At 37.1% G+C, this 24,681-nt stretch carries 24 protein-coding genes and 1 tRNA gene; 6 read left to right on the forward strand and 19 right to left on the reverse strand.

Annotated elements, in window-relative coordinates:
- The 10 genes from ACIGHG_RS10175 to ACIGHG_RS10220 form a co-directional block, all read right to left on the reverse strand.
- Nucleotides 1-1,212: a glycosyltransferase family 4 protein gene (locus tag ACIGHG_RS10175; RefSeq protein WP_396548348.1), complete on the reverse strand. Its 1,212-nt coding sequence runs from the start codon at nt 1,210-1,212 to the stop codon at nt 1-3.
- A gap of 336 nt (nt 1,213-1,548) precedes the next feature.
- Entirely contained in the window at nt 1,549-2,205 is a 657-nt protein-coding gene (phoU, locus tag ACIGHG_RS10180) for a phosphate signaling complex protein PhoU (protein WP_336471233.1), read from the reverse strand.
- Between the two features lie 233 nt (nt 2,206-2,438).
- Nucleotides 2,439-3,254, reverse strand: a complete 816-nt coding sequence (pstB, locus tag ACIGHG_RS10185; protein ID WP_336471232.1) for a phosphate ABC transporter ATP-binding protein — start codon at nt 3,252-3,254, stop codon at nt 2,439-2,441.
- A gap of 29 nt (nt 3,255-3,283) precedes the next feature.
- Nucleotides 3,284-4,150: a phosphate ABC transporter permease PstA gene (pstA, locus tag ACIGHG_RS10190; RefSeq protein ID WP_336471231.1), complete on the reverse strand. Its 867-nt coding sequence runs from the start codon at nt 4,148-4,150 to the stop codon at nt 3,284-3,286.
- A 1-nt stretch (nt 4,151) separates the two neighbouring features.
- Nucleotides 4,152-5,102: a phosphate ABC transporter permease subunit PstC gene (gene pstC, locus ACIGHG_RS10195; protein ID WP_090913751.1), complete on the reverse strand. Its 951-nt coding sequence runs from the start codon at nt 5,100-5,102 to the stop codon at nt 4,152-4,154.
- A 27-nt stretch (nt 5,103-5,129) separates the two neighbouring features.
- On the reverse strand, nt 5,130-6,023 hold the full coding sequence (locus ACIGHG_RS10200) for a PstS family phosphate ABC transporter substrate-binding protein (protein WP_396548460.1): 894 nt from the start codon (nt 6,021-6,023) through the stop codon (nt 5,130-5,132).
- Between the two features lie 412 nt (nt 6,024-6,435).
- Entirely contained in the window at nt 6,436-8,562 is a 2,127-nt protein-coding gene (locus ACIGHG_RS10205) for a peptidoglycan D,D-transpeptidase FtsI family protein (protein WP_336471230.1), read from the reverse strand.
- A gap of 108 nt (nt 8,563-8,670) precedes the next feature.
- Nucleotides 8,671-9,948 (reverse strand): MFS transporter, encoded by a 1,278-nt coding sequence (locus tag ACIGHG_RS10210; RefSeq protein ID WP_336471229.1) that lies wholly within the window; start codon nt 9,946-9,948, stop codon nt 8,671-8,673.
- A 189-nt stretch (nt 9,949-10,137) separates the two neighbouring features.
- Nucleotides 10,138-10,749 (reverse strand): superoxide dismutase [Mn], encoded by a 612-nt coding sequence (gene sodA, locus ACIGHG_RS10215; RefSeq protein ID WP_090913743.1) that lies wholly within the window; start codon nt 10,747-10,749, stop codon nt 10,138-10,140.
- Nucleotides 10,750-10,972: 223 nt separating this feature from the next.
- A tRNA-Ile gene (locus ACIGHG_RS10220) sits at nt 10,973-11,046 on the reverse strand.
- 230 nt (nt 11,047-11,276) lie between these two features.
- Here ACIGHG_RS10220 and ACIGHG_RS10225 point away from each other — a divergent pair.
- The 3 genes from ACIGHG_RS10225 (at nt 11,277) to ispG (ending at nt 13,892) form a co-directional block, all read left to right on the forward strand.
- Complete coding sequence (locus tag ACIGHG_RS10225; protein ID WP_336471228.1) at nt 11,277-12,044, forward strand: DUF1189 domain-containing protein; 768 nt, start codon at nt 11,277-11,279, stop codon at nt 12,042-12,044.
- A 65-nt stretch (nt 12,045-12,109) separates the two neighbouring features.
- Nucleotides 12,110-12,454: a hypothetical protein gene (locus ACIGHG_RS10230; RefSeq protein WP_396548352.1), complete on the forward strand. Its 345-nt coding sequence runs from the start codon at nt 12,110-12,112 to the stop codon at nt 12,452-12,454.
- Between the two features lie 346 nt (nt 12,455-12,800).
- Nucleotides 12,801-13,892: a flavodoxin-dependent (E)-4-hydroxy-3-methylbut-2-enyl-diphosphate synthase gene (gene ispG / locus ACIGHG_RS10235; RefSeq protein ID WP_020062652.1), complete on the forward strand. Its 1,092-nt coding sequence runs from the start codon at nt 12,801-12,803 to the stop codon at nt 13,890-13,892.
- A 54-nt stretch (nt 13,893-13,946) separates the two neighbouring features.
- Here the strand turns inward: ispG and ACIGHG_RS10240 are convergent, their stop codons facing one another.
- From ACIGHG_RS10240 to ACIGHG_RS10255, 4 genes are all read right to left on the reverse strand, one after another.
- The gene (locus ACIGHG_RS10240; RefSeq protein ID WP_336471227.1) at nt 13,947-14,360 is read right to left on the reverse strand and encodes a Fur family transcriptional regulator; all 414 of its coding nucleotides are present in this window, start codon (nt 14,358-14,360) and stop codon (nt 13,947-13,949) included.
- Between the two features lie 13 nt (nt 14,361-14,373).
- Nucleotides 14,374-15,207, reverse strand: a complete 834-nt coding sequence (locus ACIGHG_RS10245) for a metal ABC transporter permease (protein ID WP_336471226.1) — start codon at nt 15,205-15,207, stop codon at nt 14,374-14,376.
- A complete protein-coding gene (locus tag ACIGHG_RS10250; protein ID WP_336471418.1) occupies nt 15,204-15,977 on the reverse strand; it encodes a metal ABC transporter ATP-binding protein in 774 nt (257 codons plus the stop codon). The genes ACIGHG_RS10245 and ACIGHG_RS10250 overlap by 4 nt, the downstream gene beginning before the upstream one ends.
- Nucleotides 15,978-16,135: 158 nt before the next feature.
- Nucleotides 16,136-17,014: a YitT family protein gene (locus ACIGHG_RS10255; RefSeq protein WP_090913732.1), complete on the reverse strand. Its 879-nt coding sequence runs from the start codon at nt 17,012-17,014 to the stop codon at nt 16,136-16,138.
- Nucleotides 17,015-17,162: 148 nt separating this feature from the next.
- Between ACIGHG_RS10255 and ACIGHG_RS10260 the strand changes: the two genes are divergently transcribed.
- Complete coding sequence (locus ACIGHG_RS10260; RefSeq protein WP_336471225.1) at nt 17,163-17,417, forward strand: DUF2624 domain-containing protein; 255 nt, start codon at nt 17,163-17,165, stop codon at nt 17,415-17,417.
- A 69-nt stretch (nt 17,418-17,486) separates the two neighbouring features.
- On the opposite strand, the gene ACIGHG_RS10265 is transcribed toward ACIGHG_RS10260, so the two are convergent.
- Both ACIGHG_RS10265 and ACIGHG_RS10270 read right to left on the reverse strand, forming a co-directional pair.
- Nucleotides 17,487-18,383: a deoxyribonuclease IV gene (locus tag ACIGHG_RS10265; protein ID WP_336471224.1), complete on the reverse strand. Its 897-nt coding sequence runs from the start codon at nt 18,381-18,383 to the stop codon at nt 17,487-17,489.
- A 98-nt stretch (nt 18,384-18,481) separates the two neighbouring features.
- Complete coding sequence (locus ACIGHG_RS10270; RefSeq protein WP_396548356.1) at nt 18,482-19,792, reverse strand: DEAD/DEAH box helicase; 1,311 nt, start codon at nt 19,790-19,792, stop codon at nt 18,482-18,484.
- A 625-nt stretch (nt 19,793-20,417) separates the two neighbouring features.
- On the opposite strand from ACIGHG_RS10270, the gene vrrA reads away from it, so the two are divergent.
- Both vrrA and ACIGHG_RS10280 read left to right on the forward strand, forming a co-directional pair.
- Nucleotides 20,418-21,095, forward strand: a complete 678-nt coding sequence (gene vrrA / locus ACIGHG_RS10275) for a VrrA/YqfQ family protein (RefSeq protein ID WP_336471222.1) — start codon at nt 20,418-20,420, stop codon at nt 21,093-21,095.
- A gap of 90 nt (nt 21,096-21,185) precedes the next feature.
- A complete protein-coding gene (locus tag ACIGHG_RS10280; RefSeq protein WP_336471221.1) occupies nt 21,186-22,127 on the forward strand; it encodes a 4-hydroxy-3-methylbut-2-enyl diphosphate reductase in 942 nt (313 codons plus the stop codon).
- A 94-nt stretch (nt 22,128-22,221) separates the two neighbouring features.
- Here the strand turns inward: ACIGHG_RS10280 and ACIGHG_RS10285 are convergent, their stop codons facing one another.
- The 3 genes from ACIGHG_RS10285 to cccA all read right to left on the reverse strand — a co-directional run bounded on the left by ACIGHG_RS10285 (nt 22,222) and on the right by cccA (nt 24,585).
- Nucleotides 22,222-23,343, reverse strand: a complete 1,122-nt coding sequence (locus ACIGHG_RS10285) for a Nif3-like dinuclear metal center hexameric protein (RefSeq protein WP_090916673.1) — start codon at nt 23,341-23,343, stop codon at nt 22,222-22,224.
- Nucleotides 23,340-24,047: a tRNA (adenine(22)-N(1))-methyltransferase gene (locus ACIGHG_RS10290; protein WP_336471220.1), complete on the reverse strand. Its 708-nt coding sequence runs from the start codon at nt 24,045-24,047 to the stop codon at nt 23,340-23,342. Before ACIGHG_RS10290 ends, ACIGHG_RS10285 begins: the two co-directional genes overlap by 4 nt.
- 178 nt (nt 24,048-24,225) lie before the next feature.
- A complete protein-coding gene (cccA, locus tag ACIGHG_RS10295; protein ID WP_336471219.1) occupies nt 24,226-24,585 on the reverse strand; it encodes a cytochrome c550 in 360 nt (119 codons plus the stop codon).
- Nucleotides 24,586-24,681: the final 96 nt, after the last annotated feature.

The raw sequence follows: 24,681 nt of genomic DNA on the forward strand, positions 1-24,681 counted from the left end.
TCAACCTCCACATTTATGATGTTGAACTGCTTTTTCATACGTATGTGCGGTCGCTCTTGCAATTTCACTCCAATTATAGTGAACAAGAACATCTTCATATCCTTTATTTGCTGCGCACTGAGCAATTTCTGGTTGCTCTATAATACATATTAATTTCTCATTCAAACTTTGCGCACAGCCTGCTTTCATTAGAAATCCATTCACACCCTCTATAATAATCTCTTGCAGGCCGCCCACACGCGAAACTAAAACTGGTTTCTTTGCGAGCATTCCTTCTAACACAACAATTCCAAAAGGCTCATACAAGCTTGGAATCAACAATACATCACATCTTTGGAAAAACGCTCGTTGCTCTTCTTCCGTAATATGACCAAGAAAAAGAATAGAATGTTGCAGTCCTTTTCTCTGAACAACCGCACGGTACTGTTCTAACATAGTTCCTTGACCTGCAATAATAAATAAAACTTGCGGGTACCGCTGGGTAATATGTGGTGCTGCCTCAATAATGGTATAGAAACCCTTCTCATTCACAATACGACCAATTGAAAATACAACCAATCGATCCGATAAATGATAGCGCTTTGTGATTTCTAGTGAAGGCGTAACCGCATGAAAAAAATTACAATCAATTCCATTCGGATGTACTATAACGCCTTCACTATTTATTTCGAAATTCCGCATAACTTCACTCTTCATAAACTGACTACAAACAATTACAACATTAGATTCTTTTACTAGCTCTTTTTCATGCATATGTATTTTCCATTGCAATGATGTATAAATCCCGCTATTCCGTCCATGTTCCGTTGCATGCACTGTCGTAACAAGAGTTAACTGTTGCTTTTTTTGTAAATCCATAGCACAAATAGCAACAAGCCAATCATGAGCATGAATTACATCAAACACATAACCTTTACATAGCTCTTGTGTATAAGCAAGCATAGATTTGTTTAACGCAGCAATCCACTCATAAAAATGATACTTTTCACGATAATCAACTGAAACACGATGTACATGTACACCATGTACCTTTTCATATGTTGTACATTGCTCTTCGTGTACAGTTACTACATGCACGTCATGTCCATAATATGCAAGAGCTCGTGATAATTCATACACATGCCTTCCAAGACCACCTACCATCATCGGGGGATATTCCCATGCCAACATTAAAATACGCAAAGGCTCCATACATCCCTCTTTTCTCTTCATATAGAAGAATAAAGTGAAACTTCCTTTCATGAACGCCCTTCTCATGAAAGGTTAGTTGAACCAATCGGGCTCTTACGGATGGTTTGATTTTCTTCTTGCCTGTACTTCTTACCAGCCGTTTGAGCGGGGTAAAGTGAAACTTCCACGCATCATAAAAGTAAGCGTTTTCTTAAAATTGCATTATAATCCATCTTATCACCGCAACAAGAAAGTAACAATAATACTTTTTTGTAATATTTTGACTAAAAAAAGAGGAACGCTTTCGCATTCCTCTCGTAATAAGTTTTATCTCGCACCAACGGGCAGTAAGCCCCCCCCACTGACAGAATTTTCACTTTATTCATTTAACAAATAATGCTTTCCTTTTACAAGATAAAAAACATTTTCTGCAATATTTGTACCATGATCTGCTACTCGTTCAATATAACGTGCAATAAACGATAGCTGTGTGATTTGTCCAATCGCCTCTGGCTTATTTGGAATAGAAGAAATAAACTCACGAATTGCTTTCCCATACAGTTCATCGACTTCATCATCCATCTCAGCAATCTTTTTGGCATATGTTAAGTTTTCTTCTCTATAAGCTTGAATTACATTTTGTAACATATCTATTGAAATTTTAAACATACTTTCAAGGTTTTGTAATGAGACTGGTATCTCTTTTTCTCCAAGACGAATTGTTGCCTTAGCGATATTTACCGCGTGATCTGCAATACGTTCCAAATCTGTTGCCGTTTTAATCGAAACAAAAATTCTTCGTAAATCACTAGCAACCGGCTGTTGTTTCGTAATCAACATTAATGCAAAATCATTAACTTCTTCTTCCAAATTATCCATACGGTAATCACCATCGATTACCTCAATCGCCTTCTCTACATCTCTTGTGCGCAACCCTTCCATTGCAATTTCAAGAGCTTGTTTTGCTAATTCACCTAGTTCAATAACCTTTTGCTGTAATGTTTGTAAGTCATATTGAAATTGTTCGCGTACCATGTTGCTTCCTCCTTCAGCTGTTACACATGCACTCTCATATAAAATAAAGCATTAAATAAAGTGAAACTTCCGTCAGTTGGGGGTCTTCATCCCCCACTGACGGAAAGCCCTCACCAATCGGGCTTTTACGGGCAGTTATCCCCTCTCTGCTTCTCTCTGAATCTTGAGGTGGGGGTCTTACTGGCCGTTAATACGGGATAAAAAGACAAATTGGCCCCCCCAAGCAGATACTATTAACCGAAGCGTCCTGTAATGTAATCTTCTGTTCGTTTATCTGTTGGAGTTGTAAATAATTTATTTGTATCCGTATATTCCACAACTTCTCCACTTAAGAAGAAAGCAGTTTTATCAGAAATACGAGCTGCTTGTTGCATATTATGCGTAACTATAACAATACTAAAATCTTTCTTTAACTCCTGAATTAACTCTTCCACTTTTAACGTAGAAATTGGATCTAATGCTGATGTTGGTTCATCCATTAAAATGACATCTGGTTCAATTGCTAAGCAACGCGCAATACATAAACGTTGCTGCTGCCCACCGGATAATCCGTATGCATTATCATGTAATCTATCTTTCAATTCATCCCAAATCGCCGCACCGCGTAAACTTTTCTCAACAATTTCATCCAACGTTTTCTTATCGCGAATACCATGAATTTTCGGACCATATACAACATTTTCATAGATTGATTTTGGGAATGGATTTGGCTTCTGAAATACCATTCCAACATGCGTACGCAGTTCTTCAACAGGATAAGATTTATCAAAAATATTGCGATCGCGATACTCAATTACCCCTGTTGTCCGCACGATTGGTACTAGCTCAACCATACGATTTAATGTTTTTAAATACGTAGATTTTCCGCATCCACTTGGTCCAATAATCGCCGTCACTTCATTTTCATGAATGCTTAAATTAATATCTTTTAATGCATGGTCTTCCCCATACCATAAGTTTAAATTTTTCGTATCAAATACAACTTTTTTTGTTTGAGGTTCTGCCTTTTCTTCATTTTTCACCTGAACTTTTAATACTGTAGATACCATTTTGAAGATCCCCTTTCATCCATTCCTTCTTACTTACGATTTCTCAGCCATATTGCAAAAATATTGATAAGAAATAACAGCACTAATAACACAATAATTCCAGCTGCTGCTACATGTTGAAATTCCTCTTGCGGCCTATTCATCCAATTAAAGATTTGAATTGGTAAAACTGTAAATCTATCCATTACATCAAGCGGTACATAGTTTGCAAAAGCAAGTGCCCCAATGACAAGTAACGGGGCCGCTTCTCCAATCGCTCGTGATAACGCTAAAATACAACCTGTTAAAATCCCTGGCATTGCCGCTCTAATCACAACATGATACATCGTTTGCCACTTCGTTGCTCCTACTCCATAAGAAGCTTCTAGCAACGACTTTGGTACAGAGCGAAGCGCTTCTTGCGCTGCAACAACAACCGTTGGCAAGACGAGAAGACTCATCGTTAATGCGGCTGCCAATATGCTTTCTCCTAACTGTAAGCCATATACAAACATTGTTAATCCTAATAATCCAAAAACAACTGATGGTACTCCTGCCAACGTTTGAATGTTGACCTCAATTATTTTTGTAAACAATGATTGTTTTGCATAGTATTCTAAATATAGGGCTGTTCCTACTCCAAATAAAAAAGAAGTAGGAGCGACAACACTCATAAATAAAATCGTTCCCGATAAAGCTGCTGCAATTCCAGCTTGCTCTGGATTTCGTGATGCAAAACGGATTAAAAAATCAAATGAAATATATGTTATTCCTTGCTGAAAAATTTGATACAGCAAAAAAATTAATATACAAAGTGAAAATAACATCGCTATGCGAAATACAGTTCTATATACACGATCTTTCCAAAACCGAGCAGGCATATGTTCTTCTATGTTTCGCTCGTTTAGCATTCGCATATTATGTCGCCCCCTTAAAACGACGCATAATACGCTGTGCAATCATATTCATAATCAACGTAAAAATAAATAGCGTCGCTCCGACAGCATACATGCTGTAATAGGGCATTGTTCCATAAGGGGCATCTCCTAAGCTAACTTGCACAATATATGCTGTTAGCGTCTGTATAGACTGTGTCGGATTTAACGATAAACTCGGCGTCGATCCCCCCGCAATGACGACAATCATCGTTTCTCCAATCGCTCTTGAAGCAGCTAGCACAATTGCTGCTAAAACTCCAGTAAAAGCAGCTGGTAACACTATATGCTTTGTCGTTTCAAAACGAGTGGCGCCAATCGCAAAAGAAGCCTCTCTCACTTTATGAGGAACAGCACGCATCGCATCTTCACTAAGAGATGCAATCGTTGGAATCATCATAATGCCAATTACAATCCCCGGACTAAGCGCGTTAAAAAACTGTAAATTTGGAACGATGCGTTGCAAAATAGGTGTAACAACTGTTAAAGCAAAAAAACCGTATACAATTGTCGGAATCCCTGCCAATAACTCTAATGCTGGTTTTAACACCTTTCTTGCCGTATTAGACGCATATTCACTTAAAAACACTGCACAGCCTAATCCGATCGGAACGGCAACAATCATAGAGATAACAGTTACAAGCAATGTTCCATATATAAGTGGTAAAATACCAAACTTAGGATTTTCAAAAAAAGGAAGCCATTCTTTTTCTGTAAAAAAGGAAACTATTGATACCCTTTCAAAAAACATAAATGTTTCATTTGCCAAAGTTATAATAATCCCCATCGTTGTAACAATAGAGATACTGGCGATTAGTCGTAACACAAAAGGAACCATTTGATTGATTCGCTGTGCTTTCTTTCGTTTGCCTGTATTTCTTTCAATCAAATGTTGAACAGAAATCGTAACATGACTCTTTTTATTACGAGCCAAAGATGAAAACCCCTTTCCATCTTGACATTATTTTTGCATTTCTGTTAACATTTGTAGCTGTTCATTATATTTATATTGCGGCAACTTCACATATCCAATCTCTTCTACAAGCTCTCCAGCATGCTTCATCATAAAAGAGACATAATTTGCAACACTGTTTTTCTCCCGAATAGAAGAGTTATTTACATATACATAAAGCGGCCGAGACAACGGCTTATATGCTCCGGATTGTATTGTTTCTTTCGCCGGAGAAATACCGTTAATTTTTACGGCCTTTACTTTATCATGATTCGCAGCATAATATGCATATCCAACAAATGCAATTGCGTGCTTATTACTCATAACACCTCGTATTAAAACATTGTCATCTTCAGATAATGTAACTGTTCTTGTGATCTGCTTTTGTTGCAACACTACATTTTGAAAATAATCATACGTACCAGAATCTACCCCTGGTGCGTAAAATTGTATCGTTTCATGCGGCCATTTCGGATGAATTTGCGACCATTTTTTCGTTGTTTCACTATCACTCCATACCGTTTGTAACTCTTCTATTGTAAGATTATCTGCCCACGTATTCTCACGATTCACAATAAGTGTAAGACCGTCATAAGCAATTTGAAGCGGCGTATACGTAATATGATGCTTCTTAGCAAGCCGTTCTTCCTCTCTTTTCATTGACCGAGAAGCATTTGTTATATCTACTTCTCCTTTTCCAAAACGATGAAATCCGCCTCCCGTTCCAGATATACCAATAGAAAGTTTTACATGAGGTTCTCGCTTCGTATACTCTTCTGCTACTGCTTCCATAATCGGAAAAATTGTAGAAGATCCATCAATTTGTACTTCTCCTACAATACTAGCGGCGGAAACAGGTAACGTATGAACAGATAAACAAAACATTGCTATTATAAAAACCATGGTGTATGTTCTATTACGTTTCACGTAATACTTCCTCCTAGGAGCCTCCTGCTAACAGGAGTACATATATAAGAATAATGTTGAACTATTAATACGGTTTTAATAGTTTGTAAAAGTTTTGTAAATATCTATATACAAATGAAAAAACCGAGATAAAAACCCTTGTTTTTTAGATGGGCGAGAGCATCTGGCCATGCATAGAAGCGGTTAGGTCCTGCTCCTGCCATGCGAAACGTTAAAACAAAATGGGTATATATGCTCGCATTTATGAGATATTCTCCATCCCTCCTTTTGAAAGTAAGCAGTGTACATAAATTTTTCTTAGGCTTGTACACTTCTGTCATCACTATATGCAACATGTATAAAAAAAAGCACACTATCTTCACAGATAGTGTGCCAATCTTACACATTTTTATTCTTCTTCATTTGTTTTCTTCGTATCTTCTATTGGTCCAGTATTTCCGTTTACTTCTTGCTTTTTCAAATCAAAATATGCGTCCATAATTCGGCGTCCAATTTTTTTACTTACTGGGTTTTGATCACCAGACAACCACGGAACAACAACAGAAAAGGAAACTTCTGGATCAGACGCCGGTGCGTAACCAACAAGTGTTAAATTATATATGGATCTATCACCTATCTGCGCTCTTACCTCTTTTGCATTTGGACCAGCATAAGCGGCCTGTGCGGTTCCTGTTTTTCCTGCCGGATCATATGTTGCACCAGCAAAACCATTCGTATATCCAGTTCCGTTCGGTGTTTGCATTACCATTTTAAAACCCTCTTGAACGCGGTTAATGTACTCATCTTTCATATCTATTCGATTTAAGACAACCGGCTCCATCGAATCTACTACTTTTCCTAACTCTTCAGGTTTTGAAGTCGGTTTGCGAATTTCTTTTACAATCTGTGGTTTCATCCGATAACCACCATTGGCAATCGTTGATACATATTGCGCCAATTGCAGCGGTGTATACGTATCAAACTGCCCGATTGCTAAATCGAGTAGCTTACCAGGTTGTCCTACTGCGTTTCCTTTTACTCCTGCCATTTCATTTGGTAAATCTATTCCCGTTGGTACTCCAAGCCCAAATTGACTATAGTAATAACGCATTGTATCAAAGTCCTTTTGTTTAACACTTAATGTACCGTTTGGAACATAATCTACACCTGCGATTTTCATCGCTGTTTTAAACATATATACGTTGGAAGATTGTTGCAGGGCTGTTAAATCATTAATCGCCCCCATTGTTTTCCATGATTTTTTCCAATCTGTACTTTTAAACTTCATCGGTTCATCAACAATTACTTCCCCTGGTGCAATGGCTTCTTTTTGATATCCAGTCAACACAGTTGCCCCTTTTACAGTTGAACCCATTTCATATGCACTCGTCATCGTACCAAGTGCATAGTCGTTGATAACTCTTTGTCCATTTTCTTCTCCAAACTGTTTACCAGCCATTGATAAAATTTCTCCGTTTTTTGGATTCATCATCACAACAAACGCACGGTCCATATACTCCGCTCCGCCTGAAGCTTTTGCTGCTTTCATTTCTTCTTCAATAATTTGCTCAACTTTCTTTTGCAGTTCCATATCAATGGTTAACGTTAAATTCTTTCCACTTTCTCCTTTAGAAAGATATACAGTTTCAAGAATATTTCCCTTTTGATCCGTAATATTTTTCACTTGTGCTTTCGTGCCATGCAATACATCTTCGTATTGCTGCTCAATGTAACTTTTTCCGACGCGGTCATTGCGGTTATAATCACGAACTAAGTAATAGTCTTGATTCTCTTTCGGTAATCCTTGATCAGAAGTTGTTACGCCGCCAAGTACAGTGCGGAACATATCCCCATAAGCATAGTGACGGTCCCAATCAACTGTAGTGTCTACCCCTGGAAGCTTCGCTAAATTCTCACTAACTATAGCATATTCTTCAGGCGTCACATCTTTTTTAATAATTTGCGGCGTCATCGCATAGCCGCCTTCCATCTTACTCTTAATTGCCAACACTTCTAAGTCGTCAGCAGTTAATTCATTCAACTCTTCTTCTGTAATGCGATCAAGCTGACGTTGTGCCAGTTGTTTATCATCAATTTTTTTTGCTTTCAAATCAGCATCATCTTGTTTCGTAATTTTTGCTTTTGCCCGGTCTTTATTTAACAGAATCCAAAAATCTTTTTTATCTCGCTCTGTTAATTTATCAGTCGGTACATCAAGCAGCTTTGCGAGTTGCTTTGCTGTTTCTAAACGTTCTTCAGGTTTTGACCCCTTTACTCTTGTATACGTAATCGTTCGAAGTGGTGTATTATCCACCACCGCACGGTGATACCTATCAAAAATCTTCCCGCGCGGAACAGGGTTGCTTACCGTTAAGTTTTCCTTTCTGTTTACTTCATTTTTATAATCTTCACCATGGACAATCTGTACCATACCCAATCGAACAATTATTGATGAAAACAGTAAAAATACACAGAAAAACAACACGTTTAACCGAAGTGGAACGTGGGTTTTCTTTTTTTTCTTTTTCTTACTCATACGAACCCCCTCTACCAACAGCTATGTAAGCGGAAAGGGACACCTTCTTCAGGTGTCCTCGCTACTGTTATATACGTTCTATTATTTTAACATAAAATACAACAGAAGTTAACCTTCTCCTTCTGTTGTATTTTGCGTCGTTTGTACAGCTGCAAGCCCCGCATGGCATGCTTTTTCATCATCATATTTGACATTTCGAATCGCAAAATAGATAAGTAAATGTCCAGCACCTAATATTAATAATAAAATAGGCAAGCTCTTTTCTGCCGGAAATAATGAAACAGCTAGTAAAAAACTTAAAACCGAACAGATTCTTCCTCCGTTTAGCCATAGTTCACGAACAACAATATACTCTACTCGCCGCTCCTTTGCTTGTTTGGCTCTTCCTATTATATCATATGTCATTGAACCATATGGAACAAGAAGAATCGGATATGCTACGGCAATACAAGCTGCATAAATAAGTAATTTCGTATATGTGACATGAAAGACAACTAAAAATACAACTGCATATAAAATAATTCCACCGAGTAAAATGGCTTTTTTTCGCCATTCCTTTTTCAATACACGTGCTACTACATAATAGCAAATAAAAGAAACAGCGGAATTTACAAGCCCATATTTCCCCAGCGCTAATTCGCTGCCAGAAGCCATATACACATATACAGAAATAACAAATATAAACGTACCTTCTCTAAGTCCTTGAAAGAAATGAGCGAGTGTAATTCTTCCCCAGTTTTTATTATTTTCCCTTTCTTTCATTACTTCAACAAGTTCGTAACGCCCTTCACATTCACGTTTTGTCAGAAAAAAACTGACAACTACCGCAATGGTAAATAAGGTTAAAGATAGGAAAAAAACAACTGTATATCCACTCCACTTTTCCATACGTGAAATGATAAATCCGGATGCAATTGGACCAATCATGCCTGAAAATGAGGTAAGGAGTCCGAGAAATCCGTTAAAAAAATCACGTGTTTCTGGCTCTGTAATTTCAAATGTTAACAAATTAAATGCGAGCCAGTAGAACCCATATCCTATCCCAAGTAAACCACCGATAAGTAAAATATACTGGGAAGCATTCGTTCCTGTCAGTAAGACAACAATAAAAAAAACAGCTAATGTTGTTACACCGATGCGGAGCAAAATCGTACGATCTACTCGTTTCGCAAGTTTTCCGGCAACAAGAAAAGTGAGCGGCTGTAAAACAACGCTTGCTAAATTATAGAAGCCAATATTCATAAAATCCTTCGTTTGTTTCCATAAATAAATATTAACAAACGTATTGGACAACGAAATGGCCAACGTATATAATCCGCCAATTATGAGTAATAAAACTAAATCACGATTCACCTCAACATCGCCAACTAAATGTTTCCACTTCATATAAACTCTCCTTTACTTCATGTTCTAGTCTTCCAAAGAAGGTTACAATTATGTAAAGAAGAAAAATGAAAAGTGAAACTTTCATTAGTTAGCACTTTTCTCACTGATAGCCAGGTGAACTGATCGGTTCTCTATAGAAGAGAAAACAAAAAAACTAGGAGAAGCATCTCCTAGTTTTTACAATTATCATTATTTTGCGTCTTGGTAACGTTTTTCAATTGCGTTCCAATCTACAACGCTCCAGAAAGCATTGATGTAGTCAGGACGACGGTTTTGGTAGTGTAAGTAGTATGCATGCTCCCAAACGTCTAATCCTAAAACTGGCGTTTTGCCTTCCATTAATGGAGTATCTTGGTTTGGTGTACTTGTTACTTCTAATTCACCATTGTTTACAACAAGCCATGCCCAGCCAGAACCGAAGCGAGTTGCGCCTGCTTTTGCAAACTCTTCTTTAAATGCGTCGAAGCTACCGAATTTCGCTTCAATTGCGCCTGCAAGTTCACCTACTGGTTGTCCGCCGCCATTTGGAGAAAGGATTGTCCAGAATAAAGAGTGGTTTGCATGTCCACCACCGTTATTACGTACTGCTGTGCGAATTGCTTCTGGCACTTCGTTTAAGTTTGCAACTAACTCTTCAATGCTTTTTTCTGCTAATTCCGCATGTCCTTCTAATGCAGCATTTAAGTTTGTTACGTATGTGTTGTGATGTTTTGTATGATGGATGTTCATTGTTTCTTTGTCAAAATGAGGTTCTAACGCATCATACGCATAAGGTAAATTTGGTAATTCATGTTTCGCCATTGTTATATTCCTCCCATTGTATGTATTGCCGATAATAACTTGGCATACAAATTCATTTTACCCTAATTACATAAGGGTGAAAACAAATTTAGCGTATTGCCTCGCTAACATTAAAGTAGCAAATTTCCCATTTCTTTTCAAACGAAATGCTCATACATTTCGTAAAAAAAGCTCCCTTCTATAAGGAAGCTTATCCGCTATGTATCAATATGCGAAATGGATATGGACCCTGTAGGACTCGAACCTACGACCGGACGGTTATGAGCCGTCTGCTCTAACCAGCTGAGCTAAGGGTCCGCAATACATGAATAACTGCTACGACATCGCAGTTATAAACCATATACTCTAGCCAGTTAAACTACGATGGAACGTATGATTATATGTAAAAATGTAAGATAAATTTACCATATTAAAAAGAAATGTGTCAATTATATTTTCACATGCGACATGATATATCTTGTGATTCCTAAAAAAAATACGTTACAATGAGACTGTAAATCAATATATTTAAAGAAGGAAGTGAATGCATGTCCATATTTACACAACTATTTAAAAGCTTATATACAACAAAAGAGATGGCACTCTTTCGTTTTCAAAAAATCGGAAAAACGATTCTTTACATAATGTTACTATGTCTACTTGCTACTGTTCCAAAAACGATTTTATTTGGAGATTTTATTCAGGAAGGCATTAGTCTAATTGATCGCTCTATCGAAAAAGATGTGCCTGATTTTAAAATTGAAAATAGCGAGCTTCACGCAGACATTAGCAAACCAATTATAAAAGATGAATTAGACTTTATTTTTGTATTTGATCCAAATGCAACAGACATAAAAAATTATCCAAATCGCGATGGTATATTCATTTTAAAAGATAAAATGATTTCAATAGCAGGACAACAACCGCAATCCTTTCCATATAGCGATTTAGGTAATACAACTTTTGAAAAGAAAGATATCCAAAAAATCGTTTCATACATTGATAGCATCTATGCAGTTGTTATATTCTTTATCGGGATATTTATTTACTTATTCCAGCTATTTATTACATTTCTTGGTGTTACGCTATTAGCATTTATCGGCTCTGCAATGAGCGGAGAACGTAAATTATCTTACAAACAAGTTTGGACATTAACCGCTTATAGTTATACAATCCCAACTATATTCTTTATGATTATGGACTTGTTAAAAGTGCATGTCATATTCTCGTTATTTACATTTATCGGTATCGTTCTTGTCGTTCTTTATTTAACAATAAAAGAAGTACCAAAACCAAAAGAAAAAAATTCACTATAAAAAATGCCTTCAAGGCATTTTTTTTTTGGACAAGCATATATTTTTCTACAAAGGAGTGGAAAAATATGAAAAGGCTTGGCGGTATCTTGTTACTACTTGTTCTCGGTTATGTCTTGTACTATGATATGACAATTGGCACATTACCGTTGCTTCATACATATTCCAAAACAAAAGAAACTTCGGCTAAAGTTACAAATAATAAACAAAAAGAAAATACATCACTGGCAAAATATAAGGTCATTGAAGTAAAGACAGGCGAGACCGTTCTCTCTATTACAGAAGAAATTAATAAGAAAAAAGTCCCTTCTATTGAAAAAGTTGTTACGGACTTCAAAGACTTAAATCAAAACGACTCTCCAGCAAAATTACAAGTCGGGAAAAAATACAAATTCCCCCTCTATCAGGAATAACATCACATAATTCTTGTCAACTGCAGTAAGGCGCTGATACAATAGAAAAAGTGAAACTATATAAATACAAATAAAAAAACAACATAAAAGCTCCTTTTTTAGTTGGTTGAGAGCATCTGGCCATGCATAGAAGCGGTCAGGGCCTTTCCCTGCCACTTTCAATGGTTAAAACAAAGGGAGAAAGCAAGTAGCGATCATGTTTTTTCTGCATAGCAGTGACTTGTATGTTGAAAAATCAAAGTGGATTTATATAGACATTTGGCTTCACTAGACAAATACTGCATACAATATAAATGTGTTTGTCTACAAAATAAGAAACTTCTTTTATAAGGAGAGCGATCTATTCGTGAATGAAATAACTCATCGTACAAAAACACGTCCTGTTAAAGTTGGAAATTTAACAATTGGCGGTAATAATGAATTAATTATACAAAGTATGACAACAACTAAAACACATGATGTGGAAGCAACAGTTGCCGAAATTAAACGTTTAGAAGAGGCAGGTTGTCAAATTGTTCGTGTAGCCGTTCCCGATGAGCGTGCTGCAAATGCAATTGCTGATATTAAAAAACAAATTAATATCCCTCTTGTTGCTGATATCCACTTTGACTATCGCCTAGCATTAAAAGCAATTGAAGGCGGCATTGACAAAGTTCGTATTAATCCAGGAAACATCGGTCGTCGTCATAAAGTTGAAGCAGTTGTAAATGCTGCAAAAGAACGCGGCATTCCAATCCGTATCGGTGTAAACGCAGGTTCATTAGAACGTCATATTCTAGAAAAATATGGATACCCAACCGCTGATGGTATGGTAGAAAGTGCATTGCATCACATTAAAATTTTAGAAGATCTAGATTTTCATGATATCATCGTATCGATGAAAGCCTCTGATGTGAATTTGGCAATTGAAGCGTATGAAAAAGCATCTCGTGCTTTCAATTATCCATTACATCTTGGTATTACAGAGTCCGGAACTTTATTTGCCGGAACTGTAAAAAGTGCAGCTGGTCTTGGTGCAATCTTAAGTAAAGGTATCGGTAACACATTGCGTATCTCATTAAGTGCAGACCCAGTTGAAGAAGTAAAAGTAGCGCGCGAACTATTAAAGTCATTCGGACTTGCTTCTAATGCTGCTACATTGATTTCTTGTCCAACTTGCGGACGTATTGAAATTGACTTAATTAGCATCGCAAATGAAGTAGAAGAATATATTTCAAAAATTAAGGCACCGATTAAAGTTGCCGTACTCGGCTGCGCAGTAAACGGCCCTGGCGAAGCGCGTGAAGCAGATATCGGGATTGCTGGAGCACGTGGAGAAGGTCTTCTCTTCCGCAAAGGTGAAATTGTACGTAAAGTACCAGAAGAAACAATGGTGGAAGAATTAAAGAAAGAAATTGATAAAATTGCAGAAGAATATGCGGCAAAACAAGAAAAATAAGTTGAAAACTTCTAGATAAAAAAAGCTTGTCAGTTTCGAAACTGACAAGCTTTTTTATTGTACACATTTCGGACAGCGTCCATATATTTCAAATTTATGCCCCGTTACTTCATATCCTTTAAAGTCTTTATTCATGCGTTCCATTGGACAAGATGTGATTTCCTTCGTCCCTCCGCAATCTAAACAAATGAAATGGTGATGATGCTCTGTAGTAGAACATTTGAAGCGAAAATGTTTTTCACCATTTAACTCTGTCTGTTCTAAAATACCGATTTCTGCAAACAGAGTTAAGTTACGATAAATAGTATCAAAACTGAGCCCTGGATAATCACCCTTCATATTGGCTAAAACATCTCTTGCTGTTAAATATTTATTATGATTAGCAAATAAACGCAGCATCTCTTCTCTTTTTCCAGTATGTTTATAGCCCTTCTCCTTCATAAGGTGTAAAGCTTCTGTAAGATTCATAGTCATCCCTACTTTACGCAGTTTTTTTCTTCTTCCATAAGATTGCACCGATTAAAATAAGAACTGATAACACAACAATTGTCCCACCAGGAGCAAGGTCGAGCTGATAAGAAGCTAACATGCCTCCAACTACTGCAATTTCACCAAATATAACGGAGAAAAAGATCGTTTGCTTAAAACCTTTCGCAATTCGAATACTTGCTGCAACCGGTAATGTCATTAATGATGAAACGAGAAGAATACCAACAACACGCATTGAAACCGCAATCACAAGTGCAACTAAAATAATAAAAATAAAGTGAATCCACTTCGCACCCAAACCTGTTGCTACAGCATATTCTTCATCAAAAGATAATAAAAACAGTTCTTTATATAATAAAATGATGACAGCAACCACAATCACAGCAACGAATCCAATAATAACTAAATCACTACTTGTCACTGCACTCACGCTACCAAACAAATAACTAAATAAATCTGTATTAAATCCATTGGCAAGAGAAATGAAAATTACACCAATCCCAATACCAGCTGATAAAATAATAGGAATTGCTAGTTCTTGATAATGTTTATATACCGTTCTCAATTTTTCAATAAGCAGAGCGCCGCCAATAGAAAATATCATCCCCATATATAATGGATTTAAAAAACCACCCGTAAATACGGTTTTTTCTAGTAATAAACTCGCTGCAATACCTGATAACGTGACGTGACTTAATGCATCAGCAATCAACGATAAACGACGAATGACAACAAAGACACCAAGCATCGGGGCGACAAGTCCAATTAAAACTCCAGCATATAAAGAATTTCGTAAAAAATCATATTGCAAAAAATCCTGTATCATCGTATCCCCCCATGATGCTCGTGATCATGCTCTAAACGATGAACATGATAACCGTATAATAATGACATTTCGGCATCTTCTAACTTTTGGAACGCATCAACATTTCCATGGAAATGTAAACGTTGATTTAAGCAAGCAACATGTGTAACCTTCTCTGTCACAGCTCCCATATCATGAGTGACCAGAATAAGTGTAATCCCTAAATGCTTATTTAAATGCTCTAGCATTTCATAAAAGCTTTCAACATTTTTCACATCAATACCGACAGTAGGCTCGTCCAAAATTAATAATTCCGGATCACTTACAAGTGCGCGCGCAATAAAAACACGTTGTTGCTGTCCACCAGAAAGTTCACCAATATTCCGATTCATAAACTCACTCATTCCAACATCAGCAATCGCTTTTGCTACTTTCGATTTATCCGTCTTTGTTAAGAACCGAAACAAACCTTTTTTAGAAACAAGTCCCATCGAAACAACTTCAAATACAGTTGCAGGAAATCCAGAGTTGAAACTATTCGCCTTTTGGGAGACATATCCAACTTTATTCCAATCTTTAAATTTTTTACTGTCCACACCAAACAACCGAATCGTTCCTTGTTTCGGTTTTAAAATCCCTAATATACATTTCAATAATGTAGATTTTCCTGATCCATTCGGTCCTACTAACCCTAAAAAAGCTCCTTTAGGAACTTGCAATTGAATATCCTCTAACACATTTCGCTCTTCATAACGGAAGGTTAAATTTTCGATTTCTAATATATACTTCATCATATCTCACCTATTTTAATTCAGAATGATTCCGATTTATCTCTATTTAAATTATATTATAGTTCATTACAAGTTGTAAACCAATCTGCCCTAAAATATATATACCATTTTAGACAACCTATCCATTATAACAAAAAGCAGAGAAAATCTCTCCGCTTTTAGTGAATTGCTGATTTAAATTTTGCACCTTTTGTTTCTTGTGTATTCATAATAGTAATAAAAGCATTTTCATCTACTTCATGAACAATCGATTTTAGCTTCGTTACCTCTAAACGAGTAATAACTGCATAGATGACTTCTTTTTCTTTATCCGTATAGCCACCTTTCCCAACTAACTTCGTTGTTCCGCGGCCAAGTCGATGTAAAATTGCGTTTGATACCTCTTCATAATGGTCCGAAACAATAATCACTGCTTTCGTTTCATCTAATCCCTGGATAACAGTATCAATCGTTTTAAATGCAATATAGTATGTCATGACAGAATACATTGCTTGTTCTACGCCAAATACAACTGCCGCCCAGGCAAAGACGAAAATATTCATAAACATAACAAATTCACCGACAGAAAATGGTAATTTCTTCGTTAGCAAAATACCTAAAATTTCCGCTCCATCTAATGAACCACCATGCCTAATTACAAGCCCAACACCAACACCTAAAATTAAACCTCCAAAGACAGTCGCTAAAATCGGCTCTGTCGTAAAAGGCTGAATAGAATGTAATGTGGACTCAATCAAAGCTAAACATATTACTGCAAAAACAGAAGATAGCATAAATGTTTTTCCGATTTGCTTATAACCTGAGTACATAAATGGTAAGTTGAGGATTACAACTAAAGTGGAAAAGCTTAGCCACCAAATATTTGGTGTAAGGTAATCTAATATGAGGGAAACACCGATAATACCACCATCAATAATCTTGTTTGGAATTAAAAATAGTTCGAGTGCAACTGCTGCACAGCCCGCACCTATGACAATCATAACAAGACGATACACAAGATGAATTATACTTTCTTTTTTATGCTGTTTTTTTTCCATACTACCTCCTCAAGTATCTTTATATAATTTCCTCCTTTTATTGTAACATATTCTACTTTTTCTGATAAGAAAACGACCTGTTCTGGAATATACACAAGCATATTCCACATATATTCGGATATGAGGACAAAACAAAGGGGGTAGCAACATGAACCTCATTCAACAATTTGTAAATAAAAAAATAAACAATATGACTTCTAAGGAATTATTAAAATACAGTAAAGAATATGGGGTGTCTATAACAAGCGAACAAGCAGATAAAATTGTCACTTTAATTCAAGGAAAACATATTAATATTTATGATGTCCAAGAAAGATTACAACTTTTAAAACAAATTGCACAGGTTACTTCTCCTGCTACCGCACAACAAATCAACACTCTATTCCAAAAATTAATAAAGTGAAACTTCCATCAATGGGGTTTTACTGCCCGCGAATAGCGGGGTAAAATAAAAAAGGGGCTTTCCCCTTTTTTATTGACCTTTAATTTTCTGAAGAATCTCTTCATCAAACACACCGTTTTTCAGCATTTCAATTTCAAATTTATACGGTGGTTTTTTATCCTGTTTATCTTCACCTACATATGGTGTTTCAAGAATTTTTGGTACATGCTGTAATTGTGGATGATGTACAATGTGGCGCAATGTTTCATAGCCGATATGACCGAAACCGATATTTTCATGACGGTCTTTTCTAGCACCGCGCTCATTCTTGCTATCATTAATGTGTAATACTTGTAAACGATCAATACCTATAATTTTATCAAATTCGTTTAAAACACCGTCAAAATCATTAACGATATCATAACCAGCATCATGCGTATGACATGTATCAAAACAAACAGATAATTTCTCATTATGTGTTACACCATCAATAATTCTCGCAAGCTCTTCAAAGCTGCGTCCACACTCTGTTCCTTTTCCAGCCATTGTTTCTAGCGCAATGTTCACTGTTTGGTCAACTGTTAATACTTCATTTAAACCTTCAATAATTTTTTGAATGCCTGCATCCGCACCTGCTCCAACATGCGCTCCTGGATGGAGCACAATTTGCTTGGCAACGCCTAATGCTGATGTTCTTTCAATTTCCAGGCGAAGAAAATCAACACCTAGTTGGAATGTTTCAGGTTTCGTTGTGTTACCAATATTAATAATATACGGTGCATGAACAACGATTTCTTCAATCCCGTTCAGTTCCATATGTTTACGACCAGCTTCTATATTTAACTCTTCAATCGGTTTTCTTCTCGTATTTTGCGGTGCCCCTGTATAGACCATAAACGTTGTTGCACCATATGATACAGCTTCTTCACTTGCTGCTAATAACATTTTCTTTCCACTCATCGAAACGTGAGATCCAATTTTCAACATGTAATCACCTCTTATAAATGCAATAGCTATAATGATAGCATAATTTGCAGAAATCTGACACTGTTAACTTCCCCGCAAAAAAAAGATAAGGAAAATCCTTATCTTTTCTTTTTGTTATATTTTTTCTTAATTTTTTCGCGTTCCCATTCAAGCTTTTTCTTGTAGTTCGGCTTTACTTTTTTCGGTTTTTTCACAACTTTTTGCGCCATAGCATCTAATCCGTCATTTGGCTTCTTACGGCTTTGACGGCGACGACGAGGTCCTAATTCAATCAACTCACCTGCACGTAAGTCCACGTGTTTGAATTCAATATGACGTTGCTTTTCTAACGTATCTAATGCTTCTTCATCCGATTGGTCATAAATTGTTGCCGCAATACCAGAATATCCTGCACGAGCTGTTCGGCCCACACGATGAATAAAGAAATCTAAATCAGATGGAATTTCGTAGTTAATAACATGACTAATTCCCTCGATATCAATGCCACGTGCAGCTAAATCTGTCGCTACAATGTATTGAAATTCTAAATCACGAACTTGTTTCATCATTTTCTTACGATCACGTGGTGATAAATCACCGTGAATACGACCAACTTTTAAACCACGTTCTGTTAAACCATTCGCTACTTCATCCGCCATTTTCTTTGTATTCGTAAAGACGATCGCTAAATACGGCTGATATTGTAGTAACAGATTTTTCACAAGTTCAATTTTATTACGATGTCTTGATGGAATAAGGTGATGCTCCAGATTAACCGCTGCTATTTGCTTCGGATTAATATGAATATGCTCTGGATTCTCCATATATTTCTTCATAAATGGTTTTAACTTTTGTGGAATTGTCGCTGAGAAAACGAGCATTTGTAAATTTTTAGGCATACGTGCTGCAATTTTATCTACATCATGAATAAAGCCCATATCAAGCATTAAATCTGCTTCATCGACAACAATTGCAGAAGCCGTATGTACAAATAGCGCTTGCTCTTCCACCAAATCCTTAATACGCCCTGGTGTTCCCACAACAACATGCGGTTGTTTCTTCAATTTTTCAATTGAACGTTGTTTATCTGTTCCACCGATAAAACAACGCGCTGTTATCATGTTGTCTTCCTCACAAAACTTTGTTATCTTTACAATTTCTTCATAAATTTGCTGCGCCAACTCACGAGTTGGAGCTGTAATTACAAGTTGTACTTCTTCTTTGTTTGCATCAATCCGATTTAATGTTGGAAGTAAATACGCATGCGTTTTTCCAGATCCTGTTTGTGATTGTCCAATAATACTAACTCCCTTTTTCACAACCGGAAAAATCTTTTGTTGAATTTCTGTTGGTTCTGAAAAACGTAATTCACGAATTGCATCTATTAAAAATGGTTGAAAATCATACTGTGTAAATGTTTGCACTGTCATACATTCCACCTTCTTTCTTATTTCTACTGCGTTCATTAATCAGTCAAGTTAACATTATATCGAAATCTATCAGTAAAATCTATCTTTATATATATCCATTTTCATTTTTCGGCATCTTTGTCTAGCTCTGCCTCCTAAGCCCTCATGTCTAAGAACCTTCCACACGAGAAGGTAAAAAACACCTTCTGTGTGAAAGAACCTTAGCCAACGGGCCTAAACAGCCGCTTCCGCTTTTCTTTATGATCCAGCTCCAGCGGCTAGAACAGTCGGTGGCTTCGCGTCTTCCGCCGAGGCAAAAAGCGCCTCTATGTTAGAAGCTCCATCCCCCTCTTGTTCTAAGCGAGCCGCTTCCGCTTTTCTTTATAAGTCGTTGCCGTGCAGAATACAATATGACCTGCGCTCGCTTTCTTCTTTTGTTTTAAACTTTGCATGTGGCAGAAAAAAGGCCCTGACCGCTTCTATGCATGGCCAGATGCTCTCGCCCACCTAAAAAGAAAGAAGGTTTTTATGCCGATTTTTAATTTGTATTTATATAGTTTAGCATTTCAACGGAAAAACTAACCTTCTTTCTCTCTATTGCATATTGTAGTGTATATTACCTAATTGAAGAAAGGAGGATTTCCTAATGTATATGAAATCCCCTCCCTATCAACAAATGTACACGCAGTCTCCATATTCTCATACAATGTACCCAACACCAGGCATGCAGCCGATGATGCCTAAGAAAAAAGGATTTCTTGCAAAATTGTTTCAAAAACGCAATCCTGCTGCAGATATGTATATGATGCCCCCTTATAGACAATTAGAAACATACTCAAATACACCGTACCAGCAAAACCATCCATATATGTACCCTCCAAAACAGCAACGAATGGCGCAACCTCAAATGATGGCAGAAGGTGAAACACGAGGAACAGTAGGAACAGCAGGAACAGCAGGAGGCGCATCTAGTGGAATTGGCAGTTTTTTCACGAACTTTATTTCAAATCCCACCGGAATGCTAAACAACGTTGAAAAAGTTGTTCAAATGGCACAATCCTTTGGACCTGTCGTGCAGCAATACGGTCCGATTGTTCGCAATATTCCTAGCATCATGAAAATACTTTCATCCGGAAAAAGCACTGAGGAAAAACAAACAGAGGTAGCCGAAAAACAAACAGAAGTAGTCGAAGTCTCCCCTTCCACTCCATCTAAAGAAATACCTATTACAAGAAAACCACTCGCTCCTAAAATCATAATTGAAGATGAGATAGCAGTAGAAAACGTACAGTCTACCACTCCTAAACCAAAGCTATACGTGTAACATTTCTTTGTCATCTGCTTTCATCTCCTTTATAATGAAAAGGATTAGCTTTATAAAACAAATCCTTTTTTAAAGGAGCGGATTAATTACATGAAAATCGTTAAAATTTCCCCTCGCGGCTATTGCTACGGTGTTGTAGACGCGATGGTCATTGCGCGCAATGCAGCGCTTGATAAAACATTACCAAGACCAATTTATATCTTAGGCATGATTGTCCACAATAAACACGTAACAGATGCGTTTGAAGAAGACGGCATTATTACGCTTGATGGCCCAAGCCGTTTAGATATTTTAGAGAAAATTGAGTCTGGGACTGTTATTTTTACAGCTCACGGTGTATCTCCCGAAGTGAAACAACGCGCGAAAGAGAAAGGCTTAACAACAATTGATGCAACATGTCCTGATGTTACAAAAACACATGATTTAATTGAGACAAAAAAAGAAGAAGGCTACCATATTATTTATATCGGCAAAAAAGGACACCCTGAGCCTGAAGGTGCAGTCGGGATTGCCCCGGATATTGTCCATCTTATCGAGAAAGAAGCAGATCTTGAAACACTTACCATTCCAACGGAAAAAATTCTAGTTACAAACCAAACGACGATGAGCCAATGGGATGTTCAACATATTATGGAGAAAATTCAAGAAAAGTTTCCAACAGCAGAATTTCATAAAGAGATTTGTCTTGCTACGCAAGTACGTCAAGAAGCTGTTGCAAAACAAGCAACTGCTGCTGATTTAACAATTGTTGTTGGCGATCCAAAAAGTAATAACTCTAACCGCCTTGCACAAGTATCTGAAGAAATTGCTAGCACCAAAGCATACCGCGTTGCCGATGTCAGTGAAATCCAATTAGAATGGTTACAAGGAGTAGAAACAGTCGCTATTACAGCAGGCGCTTCTACTCCAACACCTATTACAAAAGAAGTAATTGCATTTTTTGAACAGTACGATCCAACAAATCCTGCAACATGGGACCGTAAGCGAAACGTACCGCTACAAAAAATCTTACCAAAAGTAAAAGCAAAATAAAGAGAAACTTCCATCAGTGGGGGTCTTACTGCCCGCAAATGGCAAGATAGTACAAAAAAATCCGTTATCTCAGGAGATAACGGATTTTTTCATTCTATACAAATGTAAATGGATCTGTATGTAATTCTGAAGCATGAATACGTGCAGTAAATTTTCTCTCATCCACTTTTGCTTGGAGTTGTTTTTGTACACCTTTTTTCATTACTTTTTCCACGTTATGCCCTGGGTCTACGATATTTAATCCGAGCATCATCGCATCATGTGCAACGTGATAATACATATCTCCCGTTACGTATACGTCTGCCCCTTTAAACTTCGCTTGTTTTATATACTTATTCCCGTCTCCTCCAAGTACTGCTACTTTTTTCACCGTATCCTGTAAGTTGCCAACAACGCGAGCTCCCTTCACCTCAAGAGATTGCTTCACATGCTCTGCAAATTGTTGTAAAGTCATTTCTTGCGGCAAATATCCAATTTTCCCAAGACCCAACGTTTCACCTTTGTTTTCTAACGGATAAATATCGTATGCCACTTCTTCATACGGGTGTGCGCCAAGCATTGCCTTCATAACTTTACGTTGCAACGACGCCGGGATAATTGTTTCAATGCGAACTTCTTCTACCTGTTCTAAACGCCCTGTCTCTCCGATATACGGATTCGTTCCTTCTTGTGGTAAAAATGTACCCGCACCCTCGCTATTAAACGTACAGTGGCTATAATTCCCGATATAACCTGCTCCTGCATCACCAATCGCTCGACGTACCACTTCTGCATGCGAAGAAGGAACAAATACAACTAGCTTTTTCATTTCTTCTGTATAAGTGGGAACAAGCACCTCTGTTTCCTGCAATCCTAAAGCAGCTGCCAATAAATCGTTCACGCCGCCTTTTGCAATGTCCACATTTGTATGAGCAGCATAAACTGCAATATCGTTTTTTATACACATTTCAATAATACGCCCATACGCTTGCTCTGTATGAATCGCTTTGAGCGGATTAAAGATAAGCGGATGATGGGCAATAATTAAATTTACCCCTTTTTCAATTGCTTCTTGTACAACTTCTTCTGTTACATCAAGCACAATTAACACATTCTCTACCGGTTTATTTAATGCCCCAATTTGCAATCCAACTTTGTCGCCCTCGACTGCTAAATGTTTCGGGTACATACTTTCAAATAAAGAAATGATTTCATATCCATTAGGCGTTTTACTCACGATAAAACCTCCTCAATCATACGGATCTTCTCTAACACTTCTGCACGCTTCGTTTTTGTCTCTTCTGTTTCTGTTGCACGTTCTAATTGCTTAAAAATATTTTTAAAGTTTTTTCGTTCACTTTCCCATTTCTCTACAAACACTTTATTTTTCTCTTTTATTAAAAATGGTCCCATGAATAAAGCTTCTTCTTTTTTCTCATTATAGGGCGCTAGAGCATTGCCCTGTTCTCCTACTAAAATTTCGTAAATCTTTCCGTCTTCTTTTACGATTTTTTCTTTTATCAATTCCCAACCATTCTCAATAAACCATTCACGAATATGATGTGCAGCAATGTTAGGTTGTAAAATTAAACGAGTTACACCCTTCAGCTTCTCTTTTCCATTTTCTAAAATATCACAAATTAACGCACCACCCATACCTGCGATTGTAATTACATCTACTTCGCCTGGCGCGATTACTTCTAAACCATTCCCTTTACGTACACTCACTTTATCTTGCAATCCGCACTCTGCTACTGTAGCTTGTGCAGAACGAAACGGACCTTCTACAACCTCTCCCGCTACCGCCTGCACGGCAATATGATGTAAGATTGTATAGCAAGGTAAATAGGCATGATCCGAACCAATATCTGCAACAGTGGAACCCACGGGAATTTCAAGTGCAACTTCTTCTAATCGTTTTGAAAGCTTTACTTCATTCATTTATTTCAATTACTCCTTCTCTTTCAGTCTGTCTCCATGATAAAGAATTTATAGTTATTATTGCAAGTAGATAAATCATTTTACTTCGCTTACAAACCATTTATTTTTAAATTTGGCGTTTTAACTAATAAAAAAAAGCCCTTTACTTAGATGTAAAGAGCCATTATGTAATCAACTATTATTTTTTCTTTGATAACCAATCTGCTACTTTAGACGCTTGATCTGCCGGAATAAGACCTGGTGGCATATTTCCTTTTCCTTTTACAATTACTTCTTGAATTTGATCCTTCGAAAGCTTACCGCCAACTTTTTGCAAATTAGGACCAACTGCCCCTTGCAATTGATCACCATGACAACTTGCACAACTTTGTTTTACAATCTCTTCTGGTTTTGCTGCTGTTTGTGTCGTTTTTCCCCCGTTTTTCTTCGCGTCAGCTAGTTCCTTTGATTTATGCATGCCTTGAAATGAAAATACAAACATAATAATAATTCCCAATACAGCAATAAGAGCAAATGGAATTAACGGATTACGCTTCATTTTTTCTTTTTCCCCCTCTATATCCCCCAATAGTTTGATGATTTAGTCATTTCTATTGTACTTGAAAACAATCTACCAGAAAAGACCAAACTGTAA

It is taken from the genome of Bacillus sp. NPDC077411 (genome assembly GCF_044543425.1).
GTDB lineage: Bacteria > Bacillota > Bacilli > Bacillales > Bacillaceae_G > Bacillus_A > Bacillus_A bruguierae.